Origin of the sequence: Microbispora sp. ATCC PTA-5024, assembly GCF_000511135.2 — a bacterium.
GTDB lineage: Bacteria > Actinomycetota > Actinomycetes > Streptosporangiales > Streptosporangiaceae > Microbispora > Microbispora corallina.
In genome coordinates this window covers 2,352,934-2,377,905 of record NZ_KI866522.1, presented here as the reverse complement: position 1 = coordinate 2,377,905, position 24,972 = coordinate 2,352,934, and the positions used below count along the sequence as shown (strand labels likewise).

At 69.1% G+C, this 24,972-nt stretch carries 35 protein-coding genes; 31 read left to right on the top strand and 4 right to left on the bottom strand.

Annotated elements, in window-relative coordinates; all coding sequences use genetic code 11:
• Positions 1-98 precede the first annotated feature (98 nt).
• From MPTA5024_RS10645 to MPTA5024_RS10620, 6 genes are all read left to right on the top strand, one after another.
• Positions 99-413: a hypothetical protein gene (locus tag MPTA5024_RS10645; protein WP_036322108.1), complete on the top strand. Its 315-nt coding sequence runs from the start codon at positions 99-101 to the stop codon at positions 411-413.
• A 102-nt stretch (positions 414-515) separates the two neighbouring features.
• Positions 516-1,274 (top strand): hypothetical protein, encoded by a 759-nt coding sequence (locus MPTA5024_RS10640; RefSeq protein ID WP_036322105.1) that lies wholly within the window; start codon positions 516-518, stop codon positions 1,272-1,274.
• Positions 1,271-1,762 (top strand): DUF6221 family protein, encoded by a 492-nt coding sequence (locus MPTA5024_RS10635; protein WP_036322103.1) that lies wholly within the window; start codon positions 1,271-1,273, stop codon positions 1,760-1,762. The genes MPTA5024_RS10640 and MPTA5024_RS10635 overlap by 4 nt, the downstream gene beginning before the upstream one ends.
• Entirely contained in the window at positions 1,759-2,007 is a 249-nt protein-coding gene (locus MPTA5024_RS10630; RefSeq protein WP_036322100.1) for a hypothetical protein, read from the top strand. Before MPTA5024_RS10635 ends, MPTA5024_RS10630 begins: the two co-directional genes overlap by 4 nt.
• Positions 2,004-2,300 carry a hypothetical protein gene (locus MPTA5024_RS10625; protein ID WP_036322096.1) on the top strand — a complete coding sequence of 99 codons (297 nt, stop codon included), beginning with the start codon at positions 2,004-2,006 and terminating at the stop codon, positions 2,298-2,300. The genes MPTA5024_RS10630 and MPTA5024_RS10625 overlap by 4 nt, the downstream gene beginning before the upstream one ends.
• A 150-nt stretch (positions 2,301-2,450) precedes the next feature.
• Positions 2,451-2,630, top strand: a complete 180-nt coding sequence (locus MPTA5024_RS10620) for a hypothetical protein (protein WP_036322094.1) — start codon at positions 2,451-2,453, stop codon at positions 2,628-2,630.
• On the opposite strand, the gene MPTA5024_RS10615 is transcribed toward MPTA5024_RS10620, so the two are convergent.
• On the bottom strand, positions 2,627-2,902 hold the full coding sequence (locus MPTA5024_RS10615; RefSeq protein ID WP_036322091.1) for a hypothetical protein: 276 nt from the start codon (positions 2,900-2,902) through the stop codon (positions 2,627-2,629). The genes MPTA5024_RS10620 and MPTA5024_RS10615 overlap by 4 nt on opposite strands.
• Positions 2,903-2,951: 49 nt before the next feature.
• On the opposite strand from MPTA5024_RS10615, the gene MPTA5024_RS10610 reads away from it, so the two are divergent.
• Both MPTA5024_RS10610 and MPTA5024_RS10605 read left to right on the top strand, forming a co-directional pair.
• Complete coding sequence (locus tag MPTA5024_RS10610) at positions 2,952-3,185, top strand: hypothetical protein (protein ID WP_036322088.1); 234 nt, start codon at positions 2,952-2,954, stop codon at positions 3,183-3,185.
• Positions 3,186-3,187: 2 nt separating this feature from the next.
• Positions 3,188-3,643 carry a hypothetical protein gene (locus MPTA5024_RS10605; protein WP_051457913.1) on the top strand — a complete coding sequence of 152 codons (456 nt, stop codon included), beginning with the start codon at positions 3,188-3,190 and terminating at the stop codon, positions 3,641-3,643.
• A gap of 273 nt (positions 3,644-3,916) precedes the next feature.
• Here the strand turns inward: MPTA5024_RS10605 and MPTA5024_RS10600 are convergent, their stop codons facing one another.
• Together MPTA5024_RS10600 and MPTA5024_RS40770 are read right to left on the bottom strand one after the other, a co-directional pair.
• Positions 3,917-4,243, bottom strand: coding sequence for a hypothetical protein (locus MPTA5024_RS10600; protein ID WP_036322086.1), 327 nt, complete (start codon positions 4,241-4,243; stop codon positions 3,917-3,919).
• Positions 4,244-5,269: a hypothetical protein gene (locus tag MPTA5024_RS40770; RefSeq protein WP_198167035.1), complete on the bottom strand. Its 1,026-nt coding sequence runs from the start codon at positions 5,267-5,269 to the stop codon at positions 4,244-4,246.
• Between the two features lie 10 nt (positions 5,270-5,279).
• Between MPTA5024_RS40770 and MPTA5024_RS40765 the strand changes: the two genes are divergently transcribed.
• The 19 genes from MPTA5024_RS40765 to MPTA5024_RS10505 all read left to right on the top strand — a co-directional run bounded on the left by MPTA5024_RS40765 (position 5,280) and on the right by MPTA5024_RS10505 (position 18,082).
• The gene (locus tag MPTA5024_RS40765; protein ID WP_157099364.1) at positions 5,280-5,765 is read left to right on the top strand and encodes a hypothetical protein; all 486 of its coding nucleotides are present in this window, start codon (positions 5,280-5,282) and stop codon (positions 5,763-5,765) included.
• A gap of 9 nt (positions 5,766-5,774) precedes the next feature.
• Positions 5,775-6,110, top strand: a complete 336-nt coding sequence (locus MPTA5024_RS10590; RefSeq protein WP_036322081.1) for a hypothetical protein — start codon at positions 5,775-5,777, stop codon at positions 6,108-6,110.
• A gap of 403 nt (positions 6,111-6,513) precedes the next feature.
• Entirely contained in the window at positions 6,514-7,461 is a 948-nt protein-coding gene (locus MPTA5024_RS10585; RefSeq protein WP_036322079.1) for a hypothetical protein, read from the top strand.
• Between the two features lie 371 nt (positions 7,462-7,832).
• Positions 7,833-8,231 carry a hypothetical protein gene (locus MPTA5024_RS10580; protein WP_051457912.1) on the top strand — a complete coding sequence of 133 codons (399 nt, stop codon included), beginning with the start codon at positions 7,833-7,835 and terminating at the stop codon, positions 8,229-8,231.
• Between the two features lie 3 nt (positions 8,232-8,234).
• A complete protein-coding gene (locus MPTA5024_RS10575) occupies positions 8,235-9,821 on the top strand; it encodes a hypothetical protein (RefSeq protein ID WP_036322077.1) in 1,587 nt (528 codons plus the stop codon).
• Between the two features lie 17 nt (positions 9,822-9,838).
• Positions 9,839-11,263, top strand: a complete 1,425-nt coding sequence (locus MPTA5024_RS10570; RefSeq protein ID WP_051457911.1) for a phage portal protein — start codon at positions 9,839-9,841, stop codon at positions 11,261-11,263.
• 3 nt (positions 11,264-11,266) lie between these two features.
• The gene (locus MPTA5024_RS10565) at positions 11,267-12,205 is read left to right on the top strand and encodes a VG15 protein (protein WP_036322075.1); all 939 of its coding nucleotides are present in this window, start codon (positions 11,267-11,269) and stop codon (positions 12,203-12,205) included.
• Between the two features lie 83 nt (positions 12,206-12,288).
• A complete protein-coding gene (locus tag MPTA5024_RS10560; RefSeq protein WP_157099363.1) occupies positions 12,289-12,825 on the top strand; it encodes a hypothetical protein in 537 nt (178 codons plus the stop codon).
• Between the two features lie 59 nt (positions 12,826-12,884).
• Positions 12,885-13,829 (top strand): phage major capsid protein, encoded by a 945-nt coding sequence (locus tag MPTA5024_RS10555; RefSeq protein WP_051457909.1) that lies wholly within the window; start codon positions 12,885-12,887, stop codon positions 13,827-13,829.
• A gap of 43 nt (positions 13,830-13,872) precedes the next feature.
• Positions 13,873-14,259, top strand: coding sequence for a hypothetical protein (locus tag MPTA5024_RS10550; RefSeq protein WP_157099362.1), 387 nt, complete (start codon positions 13,873-13,875; stop codon positions 14,257-14,259).
• A 23-nt stretch (positions 14,260-14,282) separates the two neighbouring features.
• On the top strand, positions 14,283-14,864 hold the full coding sequence (locus MPTA5024_RS10545) for a hypothetical protein (RefSeq protein WP_051457908.1): 582 nt from the start codon (positions 14,283-14,285) through the stop codon (positions 14,862-14,864).
• Entirely contained in the window at positions 14,861-15,259 is a 399-nt protein-coding gene (locus MPTA5024_RS10540; RefSeq protein ID WP_036322071.1) for a DUF6093 family protein, read from the top strand. Before MPTA5024_RS10545 ends, MPTA5024_RS10540 begins: the two co-directional genes overlap by 4 nt.
• A 9-nt stretch (positions 15,260-15,268) precedes the next feature.
• Entirely contained in the window at positions 15,269-15,661 is a 393-nt protein-coding gene (locus MPTA5024_RS10535) for a hypothetical protein (RefSeq protein ID WP_157099361.1), read from the top strand.
• On the top strand, positions 15,658-16,071 hold the full coding sequence (locus MPTA5024_RS10530) for a hypothetical protein (protein WP_036322066.1): 414 nt from the start codon (positions 15,658-15,660) through the stop codon (positions 16,069-16,071). Before MPTA5024_RS10535 ends, MPTA5024_RS10530 begins: the two co-directional genes overlap by 4 nt.
• Before the next feature lie 61 nt (positions 16,072-16,132).
• Entirely contained in the window at positions 16,133-16,456 is a 324-nt protein-coding gene (locus tag MPTA5024_RS10525) for a hypothetical protein (protein WP_036322063.1), read from the top strand.
• Positions 16,456-16,680 (top strand): hypothetical protein, encoded by a 225-nt coding sequence (locus tag MPTA5024_RS10520; protein ID WP_036322062.1) that lies wholly within the window; start codon positions 16,456-16,458, stop codon positions 16,678-16,680. The genes MPTA5024_RS10525 and MPTA5024_RS10520 overlap by 1 nt, the downstream gene beginning before the upstream one ends.
• Before the next feature lie 3 nt (positions 16,681-16,683).
• The gene (locus MPTA5024_RS10515; RefSeq protein WP_051457907.1) at positions 16,684-17,169 is read left to right on the top strand and encodes a phage tail tube protein; all 486 of its coding nucleotides are present in this window, start codon (positions 16,684-16,686) and stop codon (positions 17,167-17,169) included.
• Complete coding sequence (locus MPTA5024_RS10510) at positions 17,169-17,663, top strand: hypothetical protein (protein ID WP_036322061.1); 495 nt, start codon at positions 17,169-17,171, stop codon at positions 17,661-17,663. Before MPTA5024_RS10515 ends, MPTA5024_RS10510 begins: the two co-directional genes overlap by 1 nt.
• A 38-nt stretch (positions 17,664-17,701) precedes the next feature.
• Positions 17,702-18,082, top strand: a complete 381-nt coding sequence (locus MPTA5024_RS10505) for a hypothetical protein (protein ID WP_036322059.1) — start codon at positions 17,702-17,704, stop codon at positions 18,080-18,082.
• Positions 18,083-18,084: 2 nt separating this feature from the next.
• Here the strand turns inward: MPTA5024_RS10505 and MPTA5024_RS10500 are convergent, their stop codons facing one another.
• A complete protein-coding gene (locus MPTA5024_RS10500) occupies positions 18,085-18,543 on the bottom strand; it encodes a DUF4190 domain-containing protein (protein WP_051457906.1) in 459 nt (152 codons plus the stop codon).
• Positions 18,544-18,655: 112 nt separating this feature from the next.
• On the opposite strand from MPTA5024_RS10500, the gene MPTA5024_RS10495 reads away from it, so the two are divergent.
• The 4 genes from MPTA5024_RS10495 to MPTA5024_RS39485 all read left to right on the top strand — a co-directional run bounded on the left by MPTA5024_RS10495 (position 18,656) and on the right by MPTA5024_RS39485 (position 24,955).
• On the top strand, positions 18,656-23,026 hold the full coding sequence (locus MPTA5024_RS10495; protein ID WP_157099360.1) for a hypothetical protein: 4,371 nt from the start codon (positions 18,656-18,658) through the stop codon (positions 23,024-23,026).
• Positions 23,027-23,064: 38 nt separating this feature from the next.
• On the top strand, positions 23,065-23,358 hold the full coding sequence (locus MPTA5024_RS10490) for a hypothetical protein (protein WP_157099359.1): 294 nt from the start codon (positions 23,065-23,067) through the stop codon (positions 23,356-23,358).
• 271 nt (positions 23,359-23,629) lie between these two features.
• Positions 23,630-24,073 carry a hypothetical protein gene (locus tag MPTA5024_RS10480; protein ID WP_051457905.1) on the top strand — a complete coding sequence of 148 codons (444 nt, stop codon included), beginning with the start codon at positions 23,630-23,632 and terminating at the stop codon, positions 24,071-24,073.
• 21 nt (positions 24,074-24,094) lie between these two features.
• On the top strand, positions 24,095-24,955 hold the full coding sequence (locus tag MPTA5024_RS39485; protein WP_084369551.1) for an HNH endonuclease signature motif containing protein: 861 nt from the start codon (positions 24,095-24,097) through the stop codon (positions 24,953-24,955).
• Positions 24,956-24,972 lie beyond the last annotated feature (17 nt).

Here is a 24,972-nt window from a genome sequence, read left to right as displayed (position 1 = left end):
TTCACCACCGAGGAGACCACCCGATGATCGCTGACTTTGAGCCGCCCACTGCACAGGATCACCAGCCTCAAAGCGGACCTCAAACAGAAGACGCCACCGTGACCGCCGACCTGAAACCGCTGGCGGTGATCGACTGCCACGACCGCGACGAGTGGGCCCGCATCACCTCCACACCCGGCCTCCTCGCCCGGCTGCAGGACTGGGCGTGCTCCAACGACATCGACCCCGTCGACACCTACCGCATCGAGGTGTACCCGGGGGATTGCCTGTTCGGGCGGGTGTTCCAGTACGACCGCGACGAGCGGGGCAACGGGTACTGCCCGCTGAACCACCGGCACATCGTCGAGGAGTGCGAGATCGCGAAGCGGGTCCCGTTCGACGTCCCGCTGGGCTCGCTGCCGCCGGTCCCCTGACGTTCGGGAGCGGCTCCCCTCAGACCCCTCCGGGGGAGCCGCCCACCCGACCCCGCTGCACAACCGGGCCACCTGGAAGCGTACGAGACCTGGAGGACACGCATGCCGTTCGACGACATGGAGCACTGGTGCATCGGCCCCTGCATGGCAGGCTCGCGCAGACGAGTCGCCGCGCACGCCCGCGCCATGGCCGCCTACCAGGAAGCCCTCAACGACTGGGAGGACAACAACGACCCCGATCGGGGACCGGAGCCGCGCGCCCCTGAACCGCCCAAGGTGATCCCCGTCTACGGCAACCCGATCTTCTGCCAGATCTGCTCCTGGGAGGTGAAGTCCCGCCTGTCCCGCCTCGACGGCATCGCCGCCGTGTACGCCCGCGAAGCCGACGGCCACCGTGGGGCGGCGGGGGAGGCGAAGGTCAGCTCCTCACGCAGCGCCCGCTCCCCGTCGCCCACCGTGGATGACCTGGACCAGCTCGATGAGTGGCTCCGCGCCTGGCACGCCGAGTACCTCGGCATCACACCCCTGGCCCGCAGCCGGCAGCTGATGGACTCCATCACCGTCGGCGCGGCGTGGCTGGTCGCCCGCGTCGAAGGGATCCTCCGCCGCCCTGACCTGGCGGACCGGTTCGCCGGCCAGGTCCACGAGTGGTACGGGCGGCTGCGCCTGTACGACCCGTCGGACGTGACGGTGCAGCGGAAGTCGCTGCGCTGCCCGGCCTGCCAGACGTTCCGTTTGGAGTACCGGGACGGGGACGACTCTGTGCGATGTGCCACGCCGGGGTGCGGGAGGGTGATACGGCTGGACGAGTACGACGCGATGGTGGACCAGGCGGTCAGGCAGGAGGCGAAAGCATCATGAGCGACGAGCTGATGACCTGGCTGCGCGCCACCATCGAGGGCGACAAGGCGGCATCTGAGGCGGCGGAAGCTGCTAGCCCGGGTCCGTGGGTGAACAGCGGGCAGGCCGGGCTCGGCGATGCATGGCAGATCCACGGAGCACCCACGGAGGAGTCAGGCGTCGAATGGAACGACGAGGTGGGCGATGTCGTCCGCGTCCCGTCCCGAGTGGCCACGCTCAACTACGAGGACGGGGGTGGCGTCTGGGCGCGCGAGGCGGCCGAGCACATCGTGCTTCAGCAGCCCATGCATACGATCGCCCGCTGCGAGGTGGAACTAGCCATACTCGACCTGTGTGAGCGGGAGCGTGCGGAGTGGCCTGGTCATCGCTCGTGGGACTCGGAGTCCGACCAGGGGGTTGCCCGGGCGGGCGCCTTGGAAGACGCTGTGCGGCGGCTGGCATACGGCTACCGCCACCGGCCCGGCTGGCGCGAGGAGTGGAAGCCGTGACCGCCCCTTCGGAATGGCCGTCCCTGGACGCCATGCACGTCCACTACGACGCCCCGCCCCTCCCGCCCGACCTGATGGACCGCGCTTACAACCGGTTCGGCGCAGCAGCGGAGGGGCTGGTCGCCCAGTTCGGTTTCCTCGGCGCGGAGGTGATCGCCGGGCTGTTGGACTGGGTGGACCGCCCCGACGTGCAAGCGGTCATCGCCAATGCCTCGCACCTGGACTACCCGAAGGACCAGCCATGACCGACGTCGACGACAACACCCGCGCCGCGCTCGCATCCCGCCTCGCCGCCACCCAGCAAGTCACCGAGACCACAGCGCGCGCGATGGTGGACGATGTCTGGGAGCGTGGGCCAGAAAGCCCGTACGTCGCCGTGGTCTGGCCCGTCCTCGGGGCCATCCTCCGCCCGATCATCGACGCCATGGCGACCGCCGATCCGGACACGCCTGGAGGAGTTGCCGAAGTGGTCGCCGCAGCGGAGGTGGCCCTGCCCGAGGTGTTCGGCCGCGAGGGCAAGCAACACAAGCTGTCCTGACCTCCGATCACGTGGAGTGGCGGACACCTCATGGCTGATCGCGCCGTGTGACTTGCCCGCAGGTCAGGGGTATGTCACGCTTGGTCCCAGCCATAACCATGCCCTCGGACGTCACGTCCGGGGGCATCGTCGTTTTCCGGGGGGTGAACCATGCGACCCCAGGACGTGGTCATCCCCTCCCAGGCCGCTGAACTGTTCGGCGTCTCCCCGGAACTGATGCGCAAGTGGATCCAACGCAAAGGTGTCCGCCCGCTCGGGAAGCTGGGCCGGTACAACGCCTACGACCTGCAAGACCTCGCCGAGGTTGAGCGGGACATGCGGGCCCGCTAGTCCTCGACGCCCACGACGAGCCACCCGTCGGCGTGCTGCTCCAACGCGACCACGGCGTCCCTCTGCACCCCGTGCGCCCGCACCAAGTAGTGCCGCACGGTGAGCTCCTCCAGCGACCGGCCCACGTTGGCGTTGGTCCACCACTCGTCGAGCGACTCCCAGTGCGGCCCCAGCACCTCGACCACGAGGTAGGTCCGCCCCCACGCGGTGAACCGGGCCGGCTGCCCGTCGTCGTCCACGGTGACCTCGGCGGGCTGCCTGTACTTGCGCACGCCTCCTACCTTGCCAAACTCGCCCCGCTGCCCGCCCCAGGAGGGCTGAATGTCTACCGCTGACCGCGCGGCCGAACTCCGCGCCCAGGCCGACGCCCTCGACTCGATCGCCGGGCTGGAAGCCGACCTCGCCAAGGCCAAGGCCGCGTACGCGGCCAACCCCACCGAGAAGACCCGCGCCGAAAAGCAGCGGGTGGCGTTGGCGCTGCGTGAAGCCCGCGCCACCATCCGGTCCGAAGGGCACACGGTCGGCGGCGACGCCTACGTGGACGAGGAGGCGTAACCATGTCGATCACCCAGTCCGGGCTGTTCGTCGCCACCGTGGTCGACATCTTCGACACGACGCAGCTCGCCGTGAACCTCGACTCCGACACGCTCAAGGCGGCCCTCTACCCCAGCACGATCACCCCGGACTTTAATGCGACCGCCGCGAACGCCGCCTACAACGCCGGCGTCTACTCCGGCACCGAGCTGACCGGCACCGGCTACACCGCCGGTGGCGCCACCCTCACCTCGACGACGTTCACCGGTTCGGGTGGTGTGGCGACGTTCGACGCCGCCGACACCTCCTGGGCCAGCTCCACCATCTCGGGCGCCCGCGGTGTGCTGATCTACGACAACACCCTCGCCGGGAAGGGCGCCCTGGTACTGGTCGACCTCGGCGCTTCGTATTCCACGTCGAATGGGACTCTGCAGATCACGTGGTCCGCGTCGGGGATCTTCCGCCTCACCCTGGCCTGATCGCCCCTGCTGATCATCGAGGGGGTCGGCGCTGGTGCTTAAGACCAACTCGTTTGCTGGCGGCACCAACGCCGCGACGATCACCACGGGGAACAGCGGCGGGACGTCGGGCGACGCCTTCACCGCGGTGACCGGCTCCCCGACCTACACCACAAGCCAGGCCAGCGGCAACCGGTCGCCGATGGTCGCACAGGTCAAGTCCAGCACCAACGACGAGCTGGAGTGGGGCAGCCTCACCCTGTCGGGCCGCACGATGTATGTGCGGGCCTACATCTACATCACGGCTTCGCCCAGCGCCGCCGACTTGTGCATGTTCTGCACGGGCGTCTCCAGCACACCGGCCGTGCTGTACATAGACACCTCCCGCCGCCTGTCGGTCCGGCGCGGCAGCGGCACCACGGACTTCGCCAAGCAGACCGGCTCGGTGCCGATCAACCAGTGGGTGCGGGTCGAGGTGATGTGGTCCATCGGGACCACGACCAGCAACAGCTCGTGTGAAATCCGAAGGTTCGACTCCGCGGACTCCACCACCTCGTCCGAGACGACGACCGCCAACAACATCAACCTCGGCACGCAGGTGCCCGTCACGGTCGACTTCACCTACGCGTCCACCATGACGTGGCTGTACGACGACGTCGGCGTGACCGACGTCACATGGCTGGGCCCGTCCGTCACCAGCGTGGACGCCACGGCGACGCCGTCTGTGGTGTCGGCGTCGTCGTCGGTGCCGTCGCCTACCAAGTCGGCGGGCTCTACGGCCACCCCGTCGGTCGCCTCCGGCACGAGTTCGGTTCCGGCCCCGACGCCGTCAGCAGGCTCGACCGCGACACCGCCTGTGGTGGCCGGTACCAGCTCGGTCTCCGCGCCGACCGGGTCCGCAGGGTCCACGGTCACGCCTGGTGTGGTGTCGGCGACCAGCACCGTCCCAGCCTCCACGCCGTCGGCGGGTGCCACCGCGTCCCCGTCTGCGGTCACAGGCACGGCAGCGGTGCCCGGCCCGGCTGTCACCGCCGTCACCACAGCCTCCCCAACCGTCGTCGCTAAGGCGGCTTCGGTTCCAGGCCCCACGGTCTCGGCCGGGGCGACCGCCTCACCAAGCGTGGTGGCGAAGGCTGCGAGTGTTCCTGGGCCGTCGGTCACTGCGGTGACCACGGCCAGCCCGACCGTTGTCACCGCCGCGGGGTCGGTCCCGACCGCCAGCGTGTCGTCGGGGTCGACCGCCTCACCAGCCGTTGTGACCGCGTCTGCTGCGGTCCCCTCACCGGTAGGGTCCGCGGGCGCGTCCACGACCCCAGGAGCGGTCACAGGCGCGGGCAGCGTCCCCACAGGCACGGTCTCGGCCGGCAGCACCACCACCCCGACCGTGGTCACTGGTGCAGGGTCGGTGCCTGGGCCGTCGGTGCAGTCGGGCAGCTCAACCACGGTCACCCCGACCCTGGTGACCGGCTCGGCCACCGTTCCCACCCCGGGCACAAGTGCGGGCTCCTCCACAGCCCCCGCTGTGGTGGGCGCGACCGCGTCTGTGCCCGCACCCACCGGGTCGGCAGGGTCAACGGCCACACCCGCCCCCGTAAACGCGTCTGCGGCGATCACAGCCCCGGCAACGGGCACCGGAGCAACAGCCACCCCCGCGGTGGTGGCAGGCACCGCCGCAGTGCCGGCCCCGGCCGTGTCCGCCGGCGGGAACGACACCGCCACCCCAGGCCCGGTCACAGGCGTCGCCGCCGTGCCCCCACCGGGCATCGGCTCCACAGCGGCGCCCACCCCGGTCCTCGCGACCGCGACCATCCCCACCGCCACAGGGGCGGTGCTGGTCGCGGCCACACCAGCCGCCGTACAGGCCATGGCCAACGTCCCCGCGGCGCTGCTGTCCACCACGGCACGCCCGGTCGTAGCAGCAGCGGTGGCGACCGTCCCCACGCCGCTGGTGACGACCACAGGCGCACCAACGCTGACCCACCTCGGGGGGGCCATCGTCACAACCCGGGTGCTCGGCGGGTCGGTCCTGGCGGACGGGCTCGGCGGGTCCGCCGCAGATCAGGGGCTCGGCGGGTCCGCCGTTACCACCAAGTACGGCGGCGCACCAGACACCGCCGGCACCCTCGGCGGTTCACTCGTTTAGGGAGGTCACATGGCCGACACCGTCAGCGTGACCATCCCCGAAGGCTCCGACACATCCCGCACCTGGCGCCTCACCACGGACGGGGCACCGCTCGACCTGAGCGGCGTGACCGTGACCGCGGTGATCAAGCCGTCCCCGGCGTACGAGGACGACGACGCTGCCGCCCACACCCTGACCGCGGGCAACGGGCTCACGATTCTGGACGCCGCAGAGGGCACGGTGCGACTGGACATCCCCACGCTGGTGACGGACGCCCCGTCGACCTGGTGGTACAAGATCATCCCAACCGTGTCAGGGGAGACCGAACCCGCCATCGTCGGGTGGATCACCGTCACGGACGTCTGAGATGCCCCGCAAGGCGTTGACCGTCTGCTCGGTTCCCTCGTGTCCGACGCTGTGCGCCGGGGGCCGCTGCGACGAACACAAGCGCGAGGCGGAGCAACGGCGCGGAACCGCCCGGCAACGCGGCTACGGCGGCCGGGCATGGGACAGCGCCCGCAACGCCGTCCTGAGACGCGACCCAACCTGCGTGTGCACCGACTCAGGACACGGCCATGAGGGACGCTGCGGCAAGCCGTCCACCGTGGCCGACCACTACCCGCACGAACGGAAAGACCTGGTCGCCGCAGGCGTGACCGACCCTGACGCCCCGCACCGCATGAGGGGCGTCTGTAACGGCTGTCATGCGAAGAAGACCGGGGCGACGGCGCCGGGCGGGTGGAACGCCCGCTGAGCCTTGGGGGTGAGCATGGCCCACTGGAACGAGGGCGACCACCCGAGGGACGACCACGGCAGGTTCGGCCACGGCCACGGCCTACCACACCACGAGCATGGCGCCGGCGGGCACGGAGACCAGCGCGGCATGCCCAGCGTCCTGTCCACCAACCAGGCGAAGCTTGCCAACGGCGACACCCTCACCATGGACCGCCACACCGACGGCGGCATGACCATCACCACCGGAAACGGCCAGGTCACCTACACCAAAGCCCAAACCGACCGGCTGATGAAGGACCTCGCCAACGCCGACGATCTCGATGTCGGGGACACCGAGCCCATCCGCACCGTGGACGTCCTCCCCGACCGGTCCGCCGCCCGGACCACACTCCTCGGCCGGCTCGACCGCACCGGGAAGAACACATACGACCTGCGGCTCCGCGACGACGACCCAAGCTGGGACGACCTCGCGGACACCCCGCCCACACAGCTCAACGGCAGAGACCTCGACCGCATCCACGCAGCCCACGAACGCTCCGAGGCCGCCACCCGCATCGACACCGGCAACGGCGACGCCGACCTGTTCATCGGCGACGACAACACCTTCGGCATCCGACACCTCGGAGACGACGGCCGGCCCGTCGAAACCCGGTTCGATCCCGCCTCGTTCGCGAAGCTCAACCGGGCGGTCGACGTGGTGATCGACCAGCTCGACGAGTTCGAGGAGTTCACCAAGGGCGACGCAGCCGAAGGCGTCACAGCCGTCACCTTCCCCACCAACGTGGGCCAGGTCCGGGTCCAACTCTTCGGCGACTGGAACGGCAACAACCCGCCCGCCGACAGGCTGGAGATCACAGCCACAGACGACAGCTGGGGACTCGTGATCGACGGCCCAAGCCAGGAAGCCTGGGCAGACGCAACCACCAACGCCGAGCAGGTGGCGGAAAGCCTCGGCTTCTACGACCGCCAGATGGGCACCTAGCACGGAGGCGAGGCACAGCCCATGCCCAAGGGAGCAGGCCGCGTCCGCGGCATCACCCCCACCCGGGTCAACGTCTACGAGGCGCTCAAGCCCAGGCTGGGCAGACAGCAGCAGCCCGCATCGCCAACGCCGGCAAGACACACGAGGCGAGAGTGCGCATGGCCAAGAAGGCAGCACGCACAAGGGCACGCCACGGCATGTAGCCCCCGGACGAGATGGCACAGCCTCACCGAGGCGCGTCACGCAGCGTGACCGGCAGAAGGGGGCCCCAGGCGGGTGTCCCCTATGTCCGATTTAAATGAGGACCGCGGGAGAGGTGGCTCGCAGTCCAGACCCCTGAGACCTTCCCACGCGCGCGCGAGGTGGTGACGATGAGTGACATTCCTGCGGTCCCTGAGGGGCTGGACGAGCGGGGCGCCCGCCTCTGGGCGTCGGTGCACGAGCAGCACCCGGGGCTGACCGACCCCGAGCGTGAGGTCGTGCTGGAGGCGTGCCGGGTCGCTGACCGGCTGGAACGGCTGGACGCGATCTGCCGGGTGTCGGAGCCGGTGATCGAGACCGACAAGGGCGGGCTGATCGCGCACCCGGCGTTCGCGGAGTCGCGGCAGCAGCAGAACCTCCTCAAGCAGCTGGTGGCGTCGCTGCGGCTTCCTGACCCGGCGTCGGGTAAGCGCCCGCAGTCCAGGCCGGCGCGCGGTGTGCAGGCGCCGAAGGGGGCGGGCTCGGTGTCGTCGCTGGACCGCATGAGGCAGCGGGCGTCGGGGGCGTAGGCGATGGGGTGGGCAGGCCCGCTGTTCCCCGGCCACGTCTGCTCACTCGGGTACGAGGTCGCCGACTGGATCACCGCGTACTGCTGCCACGGCCCAGGGGATGTGCAGGGCGAGCCGATCGACCTGGACGACGAGTGGCTGGCCTTCCTGGTAGAGGCGTACCGGATCGACCCGGCGACTGGCCGGCGGGTGTATGACGAGGCGGTGCTGTCCCGGCCGAAGGGCCGAGCGAAGTCGGAGCTCGCGGGGTTCGTCGGGGTGGCTGAAGGGTTCGGCCCGGTCAGGTTCGACGGGTGGGACGCCGACGGTCAGCCTGTTGGCCGGCCGGTCCGGTCGCCGCTGATCAAGTGCCTGGCCACGGAAGAGTCCCAGGCGGGAAACACCTTCGAGAACATCGCGTTCATCGCGGGCACCTGGGGCCCGGACGCTCACCCTGAGGTGTTCGGCGGGGTGTCGGGCATCCGGCAGTACCAGTCGGCGACCGCCCTGTACCTGCCGCACGGCGGGGAGATCAGGGCCTGCACCGCGGGGTCGGCCTCGAAGGACGGTGGGAAAGAGACGTTCGTCGTCCCGGACGAGACGCACCTGTACGTGCTGCGCGAGCTCAAGGCGATGTACGGCACGGTGCGCCGCAACCTGGGCAAAAGGAAGCTCGCCGAGCCGTGGATGCTGCAGACCACCACCGCGTACCGGCCGGGGGAGCAGTCGATCGCCGAGGAAACCCTCACCGCGTGGCGGAAGGGCGACCTGTCGTCCACGGTATACGTGGATCACCGGGAGGCGAAGGGCCGCATCGACCTCGACGACGAGCACCACACGCTCGCGCAGCTGCGGCACGTGTACGGTTCGGCCGCCGATTGGATGGACCTGGACCGGATCTACCGCGAGATGCGGGACCCCCGCTCGTGCCCGGACGACGCGACCGCCGCCCGCTACTACCTGAACCGCGCCATCTCCGGGCAGGACGCCTGGCTGGCGGGGGATGTGTGGGAGCGGCAGGCCCGCACCGAGGTGGTGGCGCCGGGCACGGCGATCGCGCTGGGGTTCGACGGGTCGCTGCGGGACGACGCCACCGTGCTGATGGCGTCCCGCATGTCGGATGGGTTCCTGTTCCCGATCGGGATCTGGGCCAAGCCGAACGGCCCGGAGGGGACGTGGTGGGAGGTGCCCCGCGGGGACGTCCTGGAAGCGGTCCGTGAGGCGTTCTCCCGGTACGAGGTGACCCGCCTGTACGCGGACCCCCACGAGTGGCGCAGCGACGTCGACAAGCTCGCTGAGGACCTCGGGGCGGAGCGGGTGCTGGCGTGGGAAACCCGGCGCGATGTGCAGATGGCTGCTGCGTTGGACCGGCTCCGCACGGACGTGGTGGCCGGCACGGTGTTCCACGACGGTGACCCGGTGGTCGCTGAGCATGTGGGCAACGCCTACGTGCGGCGTAAGGGCGCGCACCGGCTGGTCCGCAAGGAACACGAATCATCCCCCCGGAAGATCGACTCTGTGGTGGCCGCAGCCCTCGCGTACGAGGCGCGAGCGGACGCCGTCGCCGCCGGGTGGGGCAAGAAGCGCACCTATCGCGCGATGGGCTTTTGACCAGGTGAGGGGGTTTCGTGGCGACCCAGTACGAGCCCCTGTCCCCTGACTGGTGGGTGCGGCGCCTGCACAAGCAACTGGCCGACCGGCAGGAGCCGTTGGACGTCCTGCAGGACTACTACTGCGGGGAGCACCCGCTGCCGTTCCTGCCGGAGAAGGCCCGGGGTGAGTTCCGGCGGCTGCTGCGCATGGCGCGGGCGAACTACATGCAGCTCGTGGTCGACGCGGTGGTGGGTCGGCTGCAGGTGATGGGCATCCGCATGTCGTCGGCGGAGGATGAGCCGGATGACCGGGTGTGGGAGATCTGGCAGGCCAACCGCCTCGACGCGGACTCCCGCCTGGTGTTTTCGGAGTCGGTGAAGCTGGGGACGGCGTACATGCTGGTCGAGCCGAACAAGGATGACCCGGCGATGCCGCTGGTGACGCCGGAGCATCCCTCGCAGGCGATCGTGGAGTACCAGCCGGGGTCCCGTAGGAAGAAGGCGGCCGGGCTGAAGTGCTTCCTCGATGACTGGACGGGCAATATCGTGGCCACGCTGATGCTGCCGGACCGCATCTACCCTTTCCAGGCGAAGTACAGCCAGGGGCAGCAGGAGATCCGGTGGGAGGCGGGCGAGGATGGCCCGAACCCGCTGGGTGAGGTCCCGCTGGTCGAGTACGCGAACCGGCCGCAGATGCTGGAGCCCGGCACGTCGGAGATCGCCGGTGTGGTCGACATCCAGGACCGCATCAACAAGACGCTGGCCGACCGGCTGATGGCCCAGGAGTACGGGGCGTTCCGGCAGAAGTGGGCCACGGGCATCGAGATCCCCAGCGATCCGGAGACGGGTCAGGCGGTCGAGCCGTACAAGGCGGCGGTGGATCGGCTGTTCCTGTCGGAGGATCCCGCGTCGCGGTTCGGCGACTTCAACGCCACTGACCTGACGCCGTACCTGTCGGCGATGCGGGACGACATCAAGGACATCGCCGCGATCACCGCGACTCCGCCGCACTACCTGCTCGGCGACATGGTCAACCTGTCCGCGGAGGCGCTGAAGGCGGCGGAGGCGGGCCTGATCTCCAAGGTGCGGGACCACATGCTGTACCTCGGTGAGGCGATCGAGGACACGACCCGCCTGTACCTGAAGGCGGCCGGCGACGCCCGCCCCGTGGACTACTCCACCGAGGTGGTGTGGAAGAACCCCGAGTTCCGCACCGAGGGCGAGCTGGTGGATGCGCTGACCAAGATGAAGACGCTCGGTGTTCCGGATGAGGCGCTGTGGGAGCGGTGGGGGGCGTCGCCGCAGGAGATCAAGCGGTGGCGGGAGATCCGGGACCAGCGGGAGCAGGACGCCGCCTCGCGCCTTCTCGGCGGGGACCTGGCCGCCCTCACTGGTCCCAAGCCGGACGCGGGGCCGAACGACCAGCAGCCGCCCCCCGCGGGGCCGCCGGCCGCGGGGTAGGCCATGCCTGTCCAGGAACTTGCCGCGGAGCACTACCGGCGGCAGCAGGCCATCGTCCGCGACACCGCCCAGCAGGGGCAGGAGCTGTGGCGGCAGGTCAAGCCCAAAGCGATCGTGCCGTCGTGGCTGGCCCTGCTGAACGACCTGCTGCGTTTGCTGATCGGTGGCCAGGTCAAGGCGGCCACGCTCGCGCAGCCGTACGTCGACCTGCTTGCGGCGCAGCAGGGCGGGCGCCGGTCCCGGCTGCGGCTGGTGCCGCGCCTGTTCTCCGGTGTCGCCTCCGACGGCCGGCAGCTGCAGTCGCTGCTGGTGCAGCCCGCGCTGCGGTCGCTGGCGGCGCTCGGGGCCGGGGCGGACGAACAGGCCGCCATGGTGACCGGGCTGTCGTCGCTGACACGGATCATCGAGACCCAGGTCGCGGACGCTGGACGGTCCGCCGTGAGCGTGGCCACGACCGCGAACCGGTCGTTCACCACATACGTGCGGCACGTCAGCCTCCCGGCCTGCTCGCGGTGCATCATCCTCGCCGGCCGCGAATACTCCTGGTCGACGGGGTTCCTTAGGCACCCGAACTGCGATTGCACGATGGTGCCCCGCGTCGGCGGTGAAGGGCCCGAGCCGCGCAGCCCCGCGGAGCTGTTCGAGTCGATGCCCTCCCGCGAGCAGGACCGGGTGTTCGGCAAGGCCGGGGCGGAGTCGATCCGGCTCGGCGCCGACCTCGGGCAGGTCGTCAACGCCCGCCGCGGCATGACGACCACCCTGGAGGGGCGGAAGGTCACCACGGAGGGCACCACCCGCAGGGGCGTGGCCGGTAAACGGATGGGCTCCACCGGGCGGCGCAAGTCGCCGGTGCGGCTGATGCCGGAGCAGATCCTGGAGGACGCCGCAGGGGACCGCGAGGAGGCCATCCGCCTGCTCAAAAGGTTCGGCTACATCATCTGAGACTTCCCCGGCCGCATGGCCGGGGGTGCGCTACGGCCGCGCTCAAGGCCGGTGCAGTGCCGACGGGCTTACGGAGAATCACCATGTCAGAGAACGCACCCGAAACCAGCACGCCCGAAACCGCAGAGGCGAGTCCTGAGCAGGGCGGCTTGCTCAGCCAGGCCGACGTCGACCGGATCGTCGAAGAGCGGCTGTCTCGCGAGCGGAAGAAGTACGCCAACTACCGGGACGTGAAGGCCAAGGCCGACAAGTTCGACGAACTGCAGGCGGCCCAGCAGACCGAGTTGGAGCGGGCTGTGGCAAAGGCCCGCGAAGAGGGCGCCACGCAAGGGCGCACGGAGGTTCTGTCCACCGTGGGGCAGCGCCTGGTGAAGGCCGAGTTCAAGGCGGAGGCGGCCGGCAAGGTCAAGGACCTCGACGCCGTGCTCGAAGACCTGAACCTCGCGAAGTTTCTGACGGAGGACGGCGAACCGGACTCCAAGGCGATCAAAGCGGCTGTGGCGAGGCTCGCCTCGGTCGCGCCGGCGGAGACGACTCCGCCGTTCAACGGCGGCCCCCGCAGGACCGCCACCACCACAGACATGAACCAGCTCATCCGCCAGAGCGCGGGACTGGGCTGATCCTGAGGCCGCACCCGGCACGGCGCGGGGCTGCGGATCCCACACACAGGAGGTAACCCGTGCCGTACAACTCCCTGACCAACCGGACCGACTCCGCGGCGCTGATCCCCGAAGAGGTCTCCAACGCCATGCTCGGCAAGGCGACCGAGACCAGCGCGGTGCTGCAGCTGTTCAAGCGCATCCCCGTCGGGCGGGCGCAGCTGCGCCTGCCGGTCCTGTCGGCCCTGCCGACCGCGTACTTCGTGTCCGGTGACACCGGTCTGAAGCAGACGACCGAGATGTCCTGGGCGAACAAGTACCTGAACATCGAGGAGATCGCGACGATCATGCCGGTCCCGGACAACGTCCTGGCCGACGTGGACGCCAACATCTGGGACGAGGCCATGCCGCTCCTCACGGAGGCGTTCGGCCGCACCCTGGACGCGGCGGTGTTCTTCGGCACCAACGCCCCGAGTAGCTGGCCGACGAACATCGCGTCCGCCGCCACCTCGGCGGGCAACAACGTCACCGAGTCGTCCACCGCCACCTCGGGCGCGTTCTTCGGGTCCATCGACGACGCCTACGAGAAGGTCGAGGCCGACGGGTACGAGGTCAACGGCTTCGTCGGTTCCACAGCGGTCAAGTCCAAGCTCCGCAAGGCCCGCGACAGCCAGGGCCGCAAGCTGGACGAGTCGCGCGTAGCGGGCAACCTCATGACGATCGACGGCTACCCGATCGTGTACCCCATGCGGGGCATGTTCGCCACCGGGTCGGGCTCGCCGCGCCTGTTCGCGGGTGACTGGTCGCAGTTCGTCGTCGGTGTCCGGCAGGACATCACGATGAAGATCCTCACCGAGGCGGTCATCCAGGACAACACCGGCGCCATCGTCTACAACCTGGCCCAGCAGGACATGACCGCGATCCGCCTCACCTTCCGGGTGGGCTGGCAGGTCGCGAACACCATCAACAACGACCAGCCCGTCGAGGCCAGCCGGTACCCGGTCGCCCGCATCGACATCCCCTGACCGAGAGAACAGGATCACACCAATGGTGGACACCGCTCCCTTTGTGAGAAACATCGAGGTCCCGGTGCCGGCCGTCGGCACCGCGGGCAACGACCAGGACACCGCGGCGTTCGTCGCGCCGTTCGACAGCACCGTCACCTCGGTGACGTACGTCCCCTCGTCGGCCGTCACCGGCGCTGCGACGAACAACCGGACCATCTCCCTGGTGAACAAGGGCCAGTCCGGGTCCGGCACCACGTCCGTGGCCAGCCTGACGTTCAGCAACGGCACCAACGCCGCCGCCTACGACGAGACCGCGGTCACCCTGTCGGGCACGTCCGCGAACCTCGACCTGGCCGCCGGGGACGTCCTGCAGTGGCGCAGCGTGCACAACGGCACGGGCATCACCGACCCGGGCGGGTTCGTCCGCGTCACCCTGTCCCGCCGCTGACCCGCTGATGAGAGGAGGCCGGTGTGGGGTTCATGGATGGTCCTCCGCTCGCCACACCGGCGAACCTCGACGCCTACACCGGGCAGTCGGTGCCGGCCGCGCAGGCGGAGCTGGCTCTGCGGCTGGCGTCGGGGATGGTGCGGCGGTGGACGGGGCAGCAGATCAGCCTGGTCAAGGACGACACGGTCACGCTGGCTGGGGGGCGGCGGGTGCTGTACCTGCCGCAACGCCCCGTGGTCGTCGATGCCGACCACCCGCTGACGGTGACCGAGCTCGGCGGGGTCGGGTACCCGAACCTGCTCGCCGTGGACAACGTCACCTTCACCCGCCTGGCGGATGAGCTGACACGGTACTGCGGGTGGTGGACCGACCGCGTCCAGGTCACCTACTCCCACGGGTACGCAAGCATCCCCGACGACATCGTCGGTGTGGTGCTGGACGTGGCGGCCCGGTCGATGACCAACACCATGGGGCTGCGGACGGTCACGATCGACGACTACACCCGCACCTACGCCAACGAAACCCTCGGCACCACCCTCACCCAGCAGAACCGGGACGCCCTGGCGGCTTACCGGCGGCCGGCCAGGTCGGCGGTCCTGTCATGACGGACCGGGTGCTGGAGCAGGCCCTGGCGGACGGGCGGCGCGAAGCGCTCGCCCTGATGCGGGACACCTGCACCATCGAACGCAAGTCAGGGACCTCGTTCGACCCCACCACGGGGAAGAACACCGCCACCTGGGCGCCCGTGTACACCGGGCCCTGCCGAGTCAAGGCCACCGCCGCCGGCAACGACGTCCAGTTCGGTGAGGGCGAGGCCACCCTGCACAAGTACGAGATCCGCCTCCCCTGGGACGCCGCACCCGAGGTGCGGCGGGAGGACCGGGTCACCGTCACCGCATCCGACGACCAGTGGGTGCTCGGCCGGCACCTGGAAGTCGTGGACGTCGGATTCAACGGCACGTCCACCGCCCGCCGGATCACGGTCGAGGACCGGTCATAGGGGGTGCTCGTGGCTGACATCGACCTCGACGGGTCGGAACTCCTCAAGCTCGCCGCGGAGATCGGCGCCGACTCACGGAAAGTCGCGGAGGGCGCTTACCCGCTGGTGAAGCGGTACGCGATGGACCTGCGGAATGAGTGGCGGGACAACGCGAGGAGCACGGCCCGCAAGCACGGCAAGCTCTACCCCCGCACGATCACGGCGGAGCAGATCCCGATCCGCGACGGGGTGGAGTGGGAAGTCGGGCCCGAGTCGGAACTGCCGCAGGGCGGCATGGGCCGAGGCTTCGAGTACGGGTCGGTGAATCAGCCGCCGCACTGGGACATGACCCGGGCGGCGGTCAGCGTCGAACCCCGCTTCAACGCCGCCATCGACGAGCTCGCCCGGAGCTTCCTGCAATGACAACCCCGCTGGAGTCCCGCCCCCTGGTCGAAGCCATCCTCGCCCTGCTGCAAGCCCAGCTCGGCGACGGGGTGGGCGTGTACTGGGCCGGAGCCCCCCGCCCCACACCGGACACGCCGTACGTGGTGGTCTACCCCGACAGCGGGGTGGAGTCGCAGCTTCACCGGTCGCTCACGAACGTGGCGCCGAACGAGCTGCGGTTCCAGATCACGGCCGTGGGGGAGTCCGCCCAGCAGGCCGCGTGGGCGGCGGACCATGCCGCTGCCGCGGTGCTCGGCACCACGGTCACCGTGCCGGGGCGCCGGGTGTGGCCCACCGTCCGCGAGGGGTCGCAACCGGTGCAGCGGGACGACGACTCCACCGGCCTGTGGTACGCCACCGCCCAGTACCTGACCAGGTCAGACGCCTAACCCATTCACCTGACGGGCCCGCCACCGTGCGGGCTTTTTTCATGCCCTGAGGAGAGCCCGCATGGCTACCTACACCGCTCAGGCGATCACGACCGCCGGAGCCACCCTGACCTCGCGGAGCGCGGCGTCCGGGGACAAGATCACCCCGGATGACAACCTGGCGCTGATCATCACCAACGGTGGTGGCAGCTCCATCACATGCACCGCCGCCGTCCCCGGCAACACGAGCTACGGGGAGGCCAACCCCGACCCGCAGCGGACTGTGGCCGCGGGCGCGACGGTCGGGTTCAAGCTGCAGCGCGACTGGGCCGACCCCACCGACCAGCTGATCGCCCTCACCTGGTCGTCCACCACGTCGGTCACCTACTACGTGGTGCGCCTCTGATGGCCCGCCAGGTGCTCGTGAAGGACGTCTACCAGTCGGAGCACTGGATCAACGAGGACCAGCTCGCCTACGCCCCGTGGAAGGGGTGCGAGGTCCTCGACCACCGCGACATCCCCGACTACGAGGAGGAGCCGTCGCCGCCGGCTGCGGCTCCCGCCCCTGAGACCCCCACACCCCGCACAACCTCGAAGGCGGCTCGGCCTGCCTCGGACGACAAGGAGTAGGTCATGGCCAAGCGCCTCACCGACGGCAACACGAAGGCCACGTTCGTCCCGGCGATCTCGTCGATCTCGGCTCCGACGGTGGCCGAGCTCACGGACGCGGGCATCGTGGTGCTGGAGAACACCGTCACCGACGACGGACTCAAGATCGAGTTCGACGAGGGCACCATCGCCGGCAACGTCCTCGCGAGCACGCAGGACTTCGAGTCCCCGGGCCGGTCCAAGGCGAAGATCACCCTCACGTACTACCGCGACTCCACCACCTCGGCCGACCGCATGTGGTCCGTCATGACCCGCGGCACCGCCGGCTACCTCGTGGTCCGCCGCGGCATCACCGCCGCCACCGGCTACGCCACCTCGCAGAAGGTCGAGGTGTACACGGTGACCTGCGGCGAGCGCCGCCCCATGGCGCCCGAGCGGGAGTCGTACGAGAAGGTCGAGCTCACCCTGTACGCGTCGGGCACCTACTCCGTTGAGAGCACGGTGGCCTAGTGCCGACGTTCGACGAGATCAAGGCCAAGGCCAAGCTCCCCACCAAGGCCGTCCCGCTCTGCCTGCGGGGTGACCTGCAGGCAGAGTACGAGGGGTTGGAGCGGGACCTGCAGCTCCTCAAGGACCGGCAGAAGCGCGGCGGCACCCTGTCCGGGACCAGCGACGAGCTGCGGGCCCTGGAGGAGAAGATGGCCGTCCTGCGTGAGGAGATGCAGGACTCCACCCAGACCTTCACCATGCGGGCCCTGTCGAAGAAGCAGTTCTCCGACTTGAAGGCGGCCAAGCCGCCCCGGGAGGAGGACAAGGCCGACGGCCTCGACTACAACGGCGAGACCTTCCCCGTCGCCTTGGTCGCGGCCTGCCTCGTCGACCCCGCCCTCACCGTTCCCCAGGTGGAGGAACTGGTCGACACGGTGTTCACGCAGGGGCAGTGGGACCTGCTGTTCTGGCAGGGCCTGCTTCTCAACCGCGGGACCGTCGACATCCCTCGCTGAGGGCTCGCATCCGAGAATCCCCTGAACACGCCCAGGAGATGGCGGTCGCTTCGGCGTACCGCATCCCCCGGTCGCAGCTTCTCGGGCGCGAGCCCGCGCAGATCGTCGAGGTCGAGTACGACAGGGCCGGCCGCCTGGTTCGCGCGGTCGTCACCTCGGAGCCGAGGTGGACGCCGGAGGACGTGGCGTGGGCTCTGGCGAAGATGGCCGAGGACGCTGACCGGTGCCCCGGCTGTCACCTGTCGCTCACTGAGACGACCGCGATGAAGGACGGCGAACCCGTCCACTCCTACAAGGTGGATCACCCGCGCCGCTGCCAAGCGTGCGATGAGAAGCTCAAGCAGCAGGAAGCGCACGCGAAGCGCGGCAAGGTCGAGCGGCCTGACGCGCTGATCTGGGAGATCGAGCAGGAGAGCTAGCCTCAGCCCTGCAGCGAGCAGGCGATCTGCTGTTCCGCGGTGGTGGCCCGATTCACGCAGTCGTTCAGCGCGTTCGTCTTTGCCGTCGCGATCACCACGAGGACAACCGCGCCTGCCATCGCTACCGCGGCCAAGGCGGTGCCGGCGATGCTGACGCCCCGGTTGGTCGCGGTGCCGTTCTTGACTCGGACCAGGCCGACGATTCCGAAGATCAGGGCCGGAACGCCGATCAGGAAGCCGATCACGAAGAAGACCCCGAGCGGCAGGAACAGGCAGGCGATGACGCCGAGCACGAGGGCGGTGACGCCGGCGCCGTTGCGGGGTTTCGGCGGCGGTCCATACATGCCGGGCTGCTGGTGCGCGCTGCTGTACTGCGGGTGCTGGGGGTAGACGCCTTGCGGCGGGTACTGCTGCGGGGTGCCGTATGGGCGGCCCTGAGGTGGCCCGTAGGGGTCGGACATCTGTCCCTCTTTTCGGCGCGGGTGTAGTCGCGCGTAGGACGCCCACCCTTCTGCTCTGGTTCACGATCACCACCTCACAACTTGGCGACAGAGCGGGCGGGGGTGGCGGGTCGTGGCGGAGCGCAGCGTGTCGGCGAAGCTCACTCTCAAGGTCTCCGGCTTCCTGGCCGGTGCGAACGACGCGCAGCGCGCCCTGGGCGATCTGAACCGGAAGTTCGTCGAGACCGCAGGGTTCGCCTCCGGCTTCCGGGCGAAGCTGGACAACGCGTTCAAGCGCCTGCCGAAGATCGAGCTGGACGCCAACAGCACGCCCGCCGAGGTGAAAATCGCGGAGCTGCGGAAGCAGCTTGAGACTCTGCGGGACAAGAAGGTCGGCGTCGACATCGACGCCGGCGCGGCGCTGGCCGAGATGCACATGATCCAGCGAGAGCTCTCCGCGATCGACGACCGCGACATCAGCTTCGACGTCCGGGCCGGCGTCGCCGGTGCGATGGCCGAGCTTGCCGCCGTGGACGCGGAGATCTCCCGCCTGGACGGGCAGACGGCGAACGTCAACGTGAGCGCCGATGTCATGGCGGCGCTCACCGCCATCGCGAGTGTGCGGGCTGCCCTGGCTGCCCTCGTGGCCGCACCGGCGCTCATCTCCATCGGCGCGATCGGCGCCTCCCTAGGGGGCGCGTTCGCTGCTGCCGGTGCCGGCGCCGTCGGCTTCGCGGGCGTCGCCATTCCTGCCCTGGGCCGCGTGAATGACGCCTTGAAGCAGCAGCAGACGGCTGCGGGTGGCGCGGGCGGGGCAACGCAGAGCCTGGCCCAGAAGCAGGCTCAGGCCGCCGCGTCGGCCCTGCAGCTTGCGCAGGCTCAGGAGCGTGTCCGGCGGGCCAATGAGGCCGTCAAGGACGCTTCCAGGGGCGTTGTTCAGGCGCAGCAGGACGTGAAGCGGGCGCAGGATGCCGTGGCCCAGGCTGCCTCCGAGGGCGCCGCCCGTGTCGCTGACGCCGTACGCCGTGTGTCCGACGCGGAAAGGCAGTACGCGGACGCCGTCCGCGCCTCGAAGGACGCGCAGGAGGCGCTGAACGACGCCCGCCGCGAGGCCGCGCGGGACCTTGAGGACCTCGGCAACCGCCTCGCGGACACCCAGCTCGACCAGCGGCAGGCCGCCCTCGACCTCGCCGACGCCAAAAAGCAACTGGACGCCGTACAAGGCAACCGGAACAGCTCGGCCGCGGACATCGAGCGGGCGACCATCGCCTACGAGCGAGCCCAGCAGCGGGTCAAGGAGCTCGGCACCGAGGTTCAGCGGCTGCAGCAGGACAAGTCTGAGGCCGACGCCAAGGGTGTCGAGGGCAGCGACCGCGTGAAGTCCGCCCAGGACGCGCTCGCCGCCGCTAACCAGCAGGTGGCCGACTCCCAGCAGGCCATCGCCGACGCCCAGCGCGGGGTGGCCGAGGCGCAGACGCAGGCGGCCCGGGACGTCGCCCAGGCGCAGGACCGCGTGGCCCAGGCGCAGGAGCGGCTCCTCGACGCCCAGCGCAAGTACAGCGACGCGCAGCGCGACGCCATCATGGCCGAGCGGCAGCTCAAGGTTGAGCGGTTGCAGCAGAAGGCCGCCCTCGACAAGGCTGGCGGCGCCGCTGGCGGGGCCGCGTCCAAGATGGCCGACCTGTCCAAGCGGGAGAAGGACCTCGCCAAGGACATCAAGAGCTTCCAGGACAGCTACAAGAAGTGGCAGCAGTCCCTGGAGGGCGACGTCTTCCCCGTGATTTCCAAGGGGATGGCCATCGTGAAGTCCCACTTCAAGGACTTCACTCCTCTGGTGAAGACCGCCGCCGGGTCCTTCTCCACCCTTGAGGACGAGGCGAAGAAGGCACTCGAAGGGCCGTGGTGGGACACCTTCCTGAAGGACCTGAACCACGAGATGCCCGACGCGATCGAGGGCCTGGGCCACATCGCGGGCAACGTGTTCAAGGGCATGACCGGCGTCATCGACGCGATCCTCCCGCACGCGAACGACGCGATCGGCGCCTTTGAGAAGGGGTCGGAGAAGTTCGCCGACTGGGGCCAGAAGCTGAAGAACGACCCGGGCTTCAACGGCTTCATGGACACCGTCAAGGCGAACGCGCCCAAGGTCGCCGAGATCATCGGCAACATCGCTACGGCGGTCGGGAAGATCGTCCAGGCCGGCGGCAACATCGGGCCCGGTGTGCTGGATCTTCTCGTCGGGATCTCCGAGCACCTGGCGAAGCTGAGCCCGGACCAGGTCCAGGCGGTGGCTACCGGGGTCGGTCTGATCTTCGGCGCCTTGAAGCTCGGCCAGGGGCTCAAGCTCACCGTCCTGCTCGCCCTTGCCGACGTGCTGATCAAGCTGCCGCCGCCTGTTCTGTACTCCATCGCCGGCGGCATCACCGCGATCATCGTGGCGGTTAAGCTGCAGCAGACGGTCAAGGGCGTCACCGAGTGGTGGAGCGGCCTCGGCCTCGGCATCAAGAAGGCCGGCGACGCCGCTGAGAAGGCCAAGCCGGGACTTGCCGGAGCAGGCGGGGCAGCGGAGAAGGCCGCGGGCGGGTTCTCGGGGCTGAGCGGCACCCTGAAGGGCGGAGCCATCGCTCTCGGCATCGGGGCTATCGCCGGCGCCGCGACGGGTCTGCGGGACAAGCTGAGCGGGCTCAACCCCGACATCCACACGCTGGCGCAGAACATCGCGGCCGTGGCCGATGGCGGGAAGCCCGCGCCGGAGCTGCTGAACCAGATCAACGGCAAGGTGTCGGCGCTCGACCCGTCCCAGTGGGAGAACTTCGGGGACGTCGCCTCCCGGCTCACCAGCGACAACACCTTCGCCAAGCTGGGCGGCCAGATCAACGGGGTCTTCAGCGACACCTTCGGGGTGAACCTCGATTCCGGACTGACACGGATCCAGAACCTCGATAAGGGCCTGGCCACGGCCGTCCAGTCGGGCAACGGCGCTCAGGCGGCGAAGATGTTCGACATCCTCGCCAAGATGGCCGCTGACTCCGGGGTCTCCGTCGACAAGTTGAAGACGCTGTTCCCTGAATACACCTCCGCCGTCGCGTCCGCGAAGAAGCCGACCGATGACACGGCCGACGCGATCGGCGGGGCCAAGCAGAAGCTGGACGACTTCCAGCAGGCGCTGAACATTTTCACCGGGAAGACCGACATCCAGGCGGCCCTGTCTGGGCTGAAGCAGAAGTACGACGACGTCAAGCAGGCGGTCGACGCCGCCGGCGGCAAGTTGGACTTCAGCGCGAAGATGACGGACAAGCAGCGCGACGCGATCGTGCTGGCCCGGCAGAAGTTCGCGGACTACATCACTGATGTGAAGACGATCGCGGACAAGCAGGCCGACCTGGCGAAGGCGACCGGCGATTCCGCGTTGGCGACCGACAAGCAGAAGCTGGCGATCCTGCTTGCGGCGCCGAAGATGTTCGAGCTGGCCGGGAAGTCGAAGGAAGCCCGGGACGCGATTTTCAAACTGGGCGAGTCCGCGGGCATCTCCAAGGACCAGCTCATGCACGCCAAGGACGAGGTCATCAAGCTCCGCACGGAGATCGGGCGCCTGCAGAACAAGACCATCACGATCACGATGGTCACCAAGGGCGACAACTCGACCTCGACCGGGGCCGGTAAGGCGCTGCACGAGTCCGGCGCGATCGAGCGGTACGCCGCCGGCGGTGTCCGGTCGACCCCGCCGAATGTGGCGGCCCGGCCGACGATCCTGTACGGCGAGGGACGGGCTCCTGAGGCGTTCATCCCGTACGAGGCCCGGTACAGGGAGCGGGCCACGGAGCTGCTGTCGCAGGTCGCCAGCGACTTCGGGATGCAACTCGTGCCGGCGCAGGGCGTGCTCACGGGTGTGTCCGCGGCGTCGTCGGCGATCTCCGCGTCGCTGGGGCAGGCTACGTCTGCGCTCACGGCCACGCTCGGCGGTTCCGGCACGGTGACCTCGACCATCGTGGACCTGGGCGATTCGACGAAGACCCTGACCACGACGGTGGGGGAGTCGTCCGCGGCTTTGACCGTGGTGGTGAAGGACACCACGACGAAGCTGTCCTCGACGGTGTCGAGCACGGCCGCGAGCATGGCGAAGACGATCGCCCAGCTGCGGCAGCAGATCGCCAACCTTGAGGCGGCCCTGGCCAAGGCCAAGACGTCCACCTCCACCTCGTCGTCGGGGTCGTCCTCGTCCAGCACTGCCAGCAAGTCGACCATCGTGGCTGCGGGGAACGCTGTGGCGGCTGCCGCGAAGGCGGCGGCGAAGAAGTCGGTGGCGACGGCGGGCTACGTGGAGCCGTACGCGGGCAAGTCGTCCAGTTCCACGATGATCGCGGGGTCCACCGGCGGGTCGAACGTGTCCACCCACAGCGGTGGCGGGGTGACGGTGAACTTCAACGACACCGTGATTCAGGAGACCGCGGATGTGGACATGTTGACCGAGCGCATGACGATGCGGCTCAACGCCTACGGCTGACCCCCACCCCTTCCTCATGAACGAGAGGCGGTTTCCGCATGCCTGGATATGACCCGCAGCGTGATGGGCCGTACGGCGAATGGCTGAAAAGCAAGAACGTCGGGTTCAACCCAGGCGGCCGGTCCCGCACGGAGCGGGTGGTCGGTGAGGGGACGCTCGCCGAGGGCCCGCACGCGGGTGAGCGGTACCAGGTGCGGCAGGACGAGCTCGGCAACCGGGTGCGGGAGCGGTCGGCATCCCAGGGTGTGTCGACGGGCCAAGACGTGAAGATCAACGCCCCGTGCATTCAGGGCGACATCGGGACGCGGGAGGTGCGCGATGGGGTCGCGTGAGCAGGCGGAGCAGCTGCGTGCGCTGGCTGAGGCTCATGACGGGCTGGCGGACCTGGCGGACGCCGCTCTGGCGGCCAGGGACGCCTACAGGGCCGCCCTGGAGTCCGGGGACGCAGCGGCTGCCGGGAGGGCGCGTGCGGCGCACAGGGAGGCGTCTCAGGCGTTGAACGACGCCCGTGAGGGCGTGGCCGGCGCCGGGGTGATGGTGGCGGACGGGACGCCGGGCAGCGCGACGGTGCGCCCCGACGGCGTGAGGGCGGGAGGCTGACCCATGGCGATCTCCGCGAGTGGGCTGTACGTGACGACGTGGACGGACATCCTCGACACGACCCAGTTGGCGGTCGACTTCGACGCCGAGAACCACAAGATCGCGTTGTATACCAATTCGATCACCCCGAACTTCAGCACCGATACGGGGTACTCGTCGTCGCCGTACACCTCGGGTGAGGCGTCCGGGGCCGGCTACACGGCCGGCGGTCAGGCGCTCACGGGTACCGCGCTGTCGGAGTCGCCGACGCGGACGATCAAATGGGCGGCCGACAACATGCAGTGGACGTCTTCGACGATCACCGCGAAGGGTGCCCTGATCTACGCGAACGCGTTGACCGGGAAGAACTGCATCCTGCTGGTCAACTTCGGCAGCGACTTCAGCACGGTTTCAGGTACGTTTCTAATTACCTGGTCGGCTTCAGGAATTTTCACACTCTCGCTCTAAGGTTTGTCCTAGAATTTACGCATGGCTTCCCCCTGCAAATTCGATGGATGTGGCAAACCCTCGCGCGGTCTCGGTTACTGCCCGGGGCATTACCAGCAATTGCGTAAGGGGCAGGAGCTTCGACCTCTCGCATCCCGCACGTCCAACAAGGGCAAGCTCTGCTCGTTCCCGGGCTGCGGTCGGCTCCCCGACACTCGCGGCCTGTGCGGCGGGCACAAGGCGCAGCAGGCGCGCGGTGTCGAACTGTTCCCCATCGGATCTCATAAGGCTGGGCCAGGGCCGAAGTACCTCGGCATCCCCTGCGCCTTCGATGGATGCGACCGGCAGGCAGTAACCCGCAATCTGTGCAATGCCCACGTCCAGCAACTGCGCCGAACCGGCCAGCTCAAGCCGTTGGGCACGCGGGTCAGAGAGAAGAAGAACGGGCTCGGGCAATGCAAAGAGGAAGGGTGCCCGGACCTGATCGCGCGCCAGGGGTGGTGCCAGGCCCATTACCGGCAGTTCCTCCGCAACGGCTGGACGAAAGCCAGAAGGGACCGGAAGTCCGGCCGGTGGGTGGACCCTCAGACGGGTTACGCCTTCATCAAGCGGGTCGGTCACCCGGAGGCGAAGTCGCGCGGGTGGGGCTATGAACATCGCATCGTCATGTCGGATCACCTCGGCCGCCCGCTTTGGCCGGATGAGAATGTGCACCACATCAACGGGGTGCGGGATGACAACCGCATCGAGAACCTTGAGCTGTGGTCCAAGTCGCAGCCCTGCGGCCAACGTGTCGAGGACAAGCTGGCGTGGGCGCTGGAGATCATCGAGCGCTACAAGGGTGACCCGTATGTGGTGGAGCGGCGCGAGGCGAAGCGCAAGCTAAAAGCCGTGCCCTCCTGAGAAACAGAGACCGTCTC

Coding starts and splice junctions, on each gene's coding strand:
- MPTA5024_RS10640 (WP_036322105.1), top strand. CDS start 516: ATGCCGTTCGACGACATGGAGCACTGGTGCATCGGCCCCTGCATGGCA.
- MPTA5024_RS10635 (WP_036322103.1), top strand. CDS start 1,271: ATGAGCGACGAGCTGATGACCTGGCTGCGCGCCACCATCGAGGGCGAC.
- MPTA5024_RS10625 (WP_036322096.1), top strand. CDS start 2,004: ATGACCGACGTCGACGACAACACCCGCGCCGCGCTCGCATCCCGCCTC.
- MPTA5024_RS10620 (WP_036322094.1), top strand. CDS start 2,451: ATGCGACCCCAGGACGTGGTCATCCCCTCCCAGGCCGCTGAACTGTTC.
- MPTA5024_RS10610 (WP_036322088.1), top strand. CDS start 2,952: ATGTCTACCGCTGACCGCGCGGCCGAACTCCGCGCCCAGGCCGACGCC.
- MPTA5024_RS10605 (WP_051457913.1), top strand. CDS start 3,188: ATGTCGATCACCCAGTCCGGGCTGTTCGTCGCCACCGTGGTCGACATC.
- MPTA5024_RS10590 (WP_036322081.1), top strand. CDS start 5,775: ATGGCCGACACCGTCAGCGTGACCATCCCCGAAGGCTCCGACACATCC.
- MPTA5024_RS10585 (WP_036322079.1), top strand. CDS start 6,514: ATGGCCCACTGGAACGAGGGCGACCACCCGAGGGACGACCACGGCAGG.
- MPTA5024_RS10580 (WP_051457912.1), top strand. CDS start 7,833: ATGAGTGACATTCCTGCGGTCCCTGAGGGGCTGGACGAGCGGGGCGCC.
- MPTA5024_RS10575 (WP_036322077.1), top strand. CDS start 8,235: ATGGGGTGGGCAGGCCCGCTGTTCCCCGGCCACGTCTGCTCACTCGGG.
- MPTA5024_RS10565 (WP_036322075.1), top strand. CDS start 11,267: ATGCCTGTCCAGGAACTTGCCGCGGAGCACTACCGGCGGCAGCAGGCC.
- MPTA5024_RS10560 (WP_157099363.1), top strand. CDS start 12,289: ATGTCAGAGAACGCACCCGAAACCAGCACGCCCGAAACCGCAGAGGCG.
- MPTA5024_RS10540 (WP_036322071.1), top strand. CDS start 14,861: ATGACGGACCGGGTGCTGGAGCAGGCCCTGGCGGACGGGCGGCGCGAA.
- MPTA5024_RS10530 (WP_036322066.1), top strand. CDS start 15,658: ATGACAACCCCGCTGGAGTCCCGCCCCCTGGTCGAAGCCATCCTCGCC.
- MPTA5024_RS10525 (WP_036322063.1), top strand. CDS start 16,133: ATGGCTACCTACACCGCTCAGGCGATCACGACCGCCGGAGCCACCCTG.
- MPTA5024_RS10520 (WP_036322062.1), top strand. CDS start 16,456: ATGGCCCGCCAGGTGCTCGTGAAGGACGTCTACCAGTCGGAGCACTGG.
- MPTA5024_RS10515 (WP_051457907.1), top strand. CDS start 16,684: ATGGCCAAGCGCCTCACCGACGGCAACACGAAGGCCACGTTCGTCCCG.
- MPTA5024_RS10505 (WP_036322059.1), top strand. CDS start 17,702: ATGGCGGTCGCTTCGGCGTACCGCATCCCCCGGTCGCAGCTTCTCGGG.
- MPTA5024_RS10500 (WP_051457906.1), bottom strand. CDS start 18,543: ATGTCCGACCCCTACGGGCCACCTCAGGGCCGCCCATACGGCACCCCG.
- MPTA5024_RS10490 (WP_157099359.1), top strand. CDS start 23,065: ATGCCTGGATATGACCCGCAGCGTGATGGGCCGTACGGCGAATGGCTG.
- MPTA5024_RS10480 (WP_051457905.1), top strand. CDS start 23,630: ATGGCGATCTCCGCGAGTGGGCTGTACGTGACGACGTGGACGGACATC.
- MPTA5024_RS39485 (WP_084369551.1), top strand. CDS start 24,095: ATGGCTTCCCCCTGCAAATTCGATGGATGTGGCAAACCCTCGCGCGGT.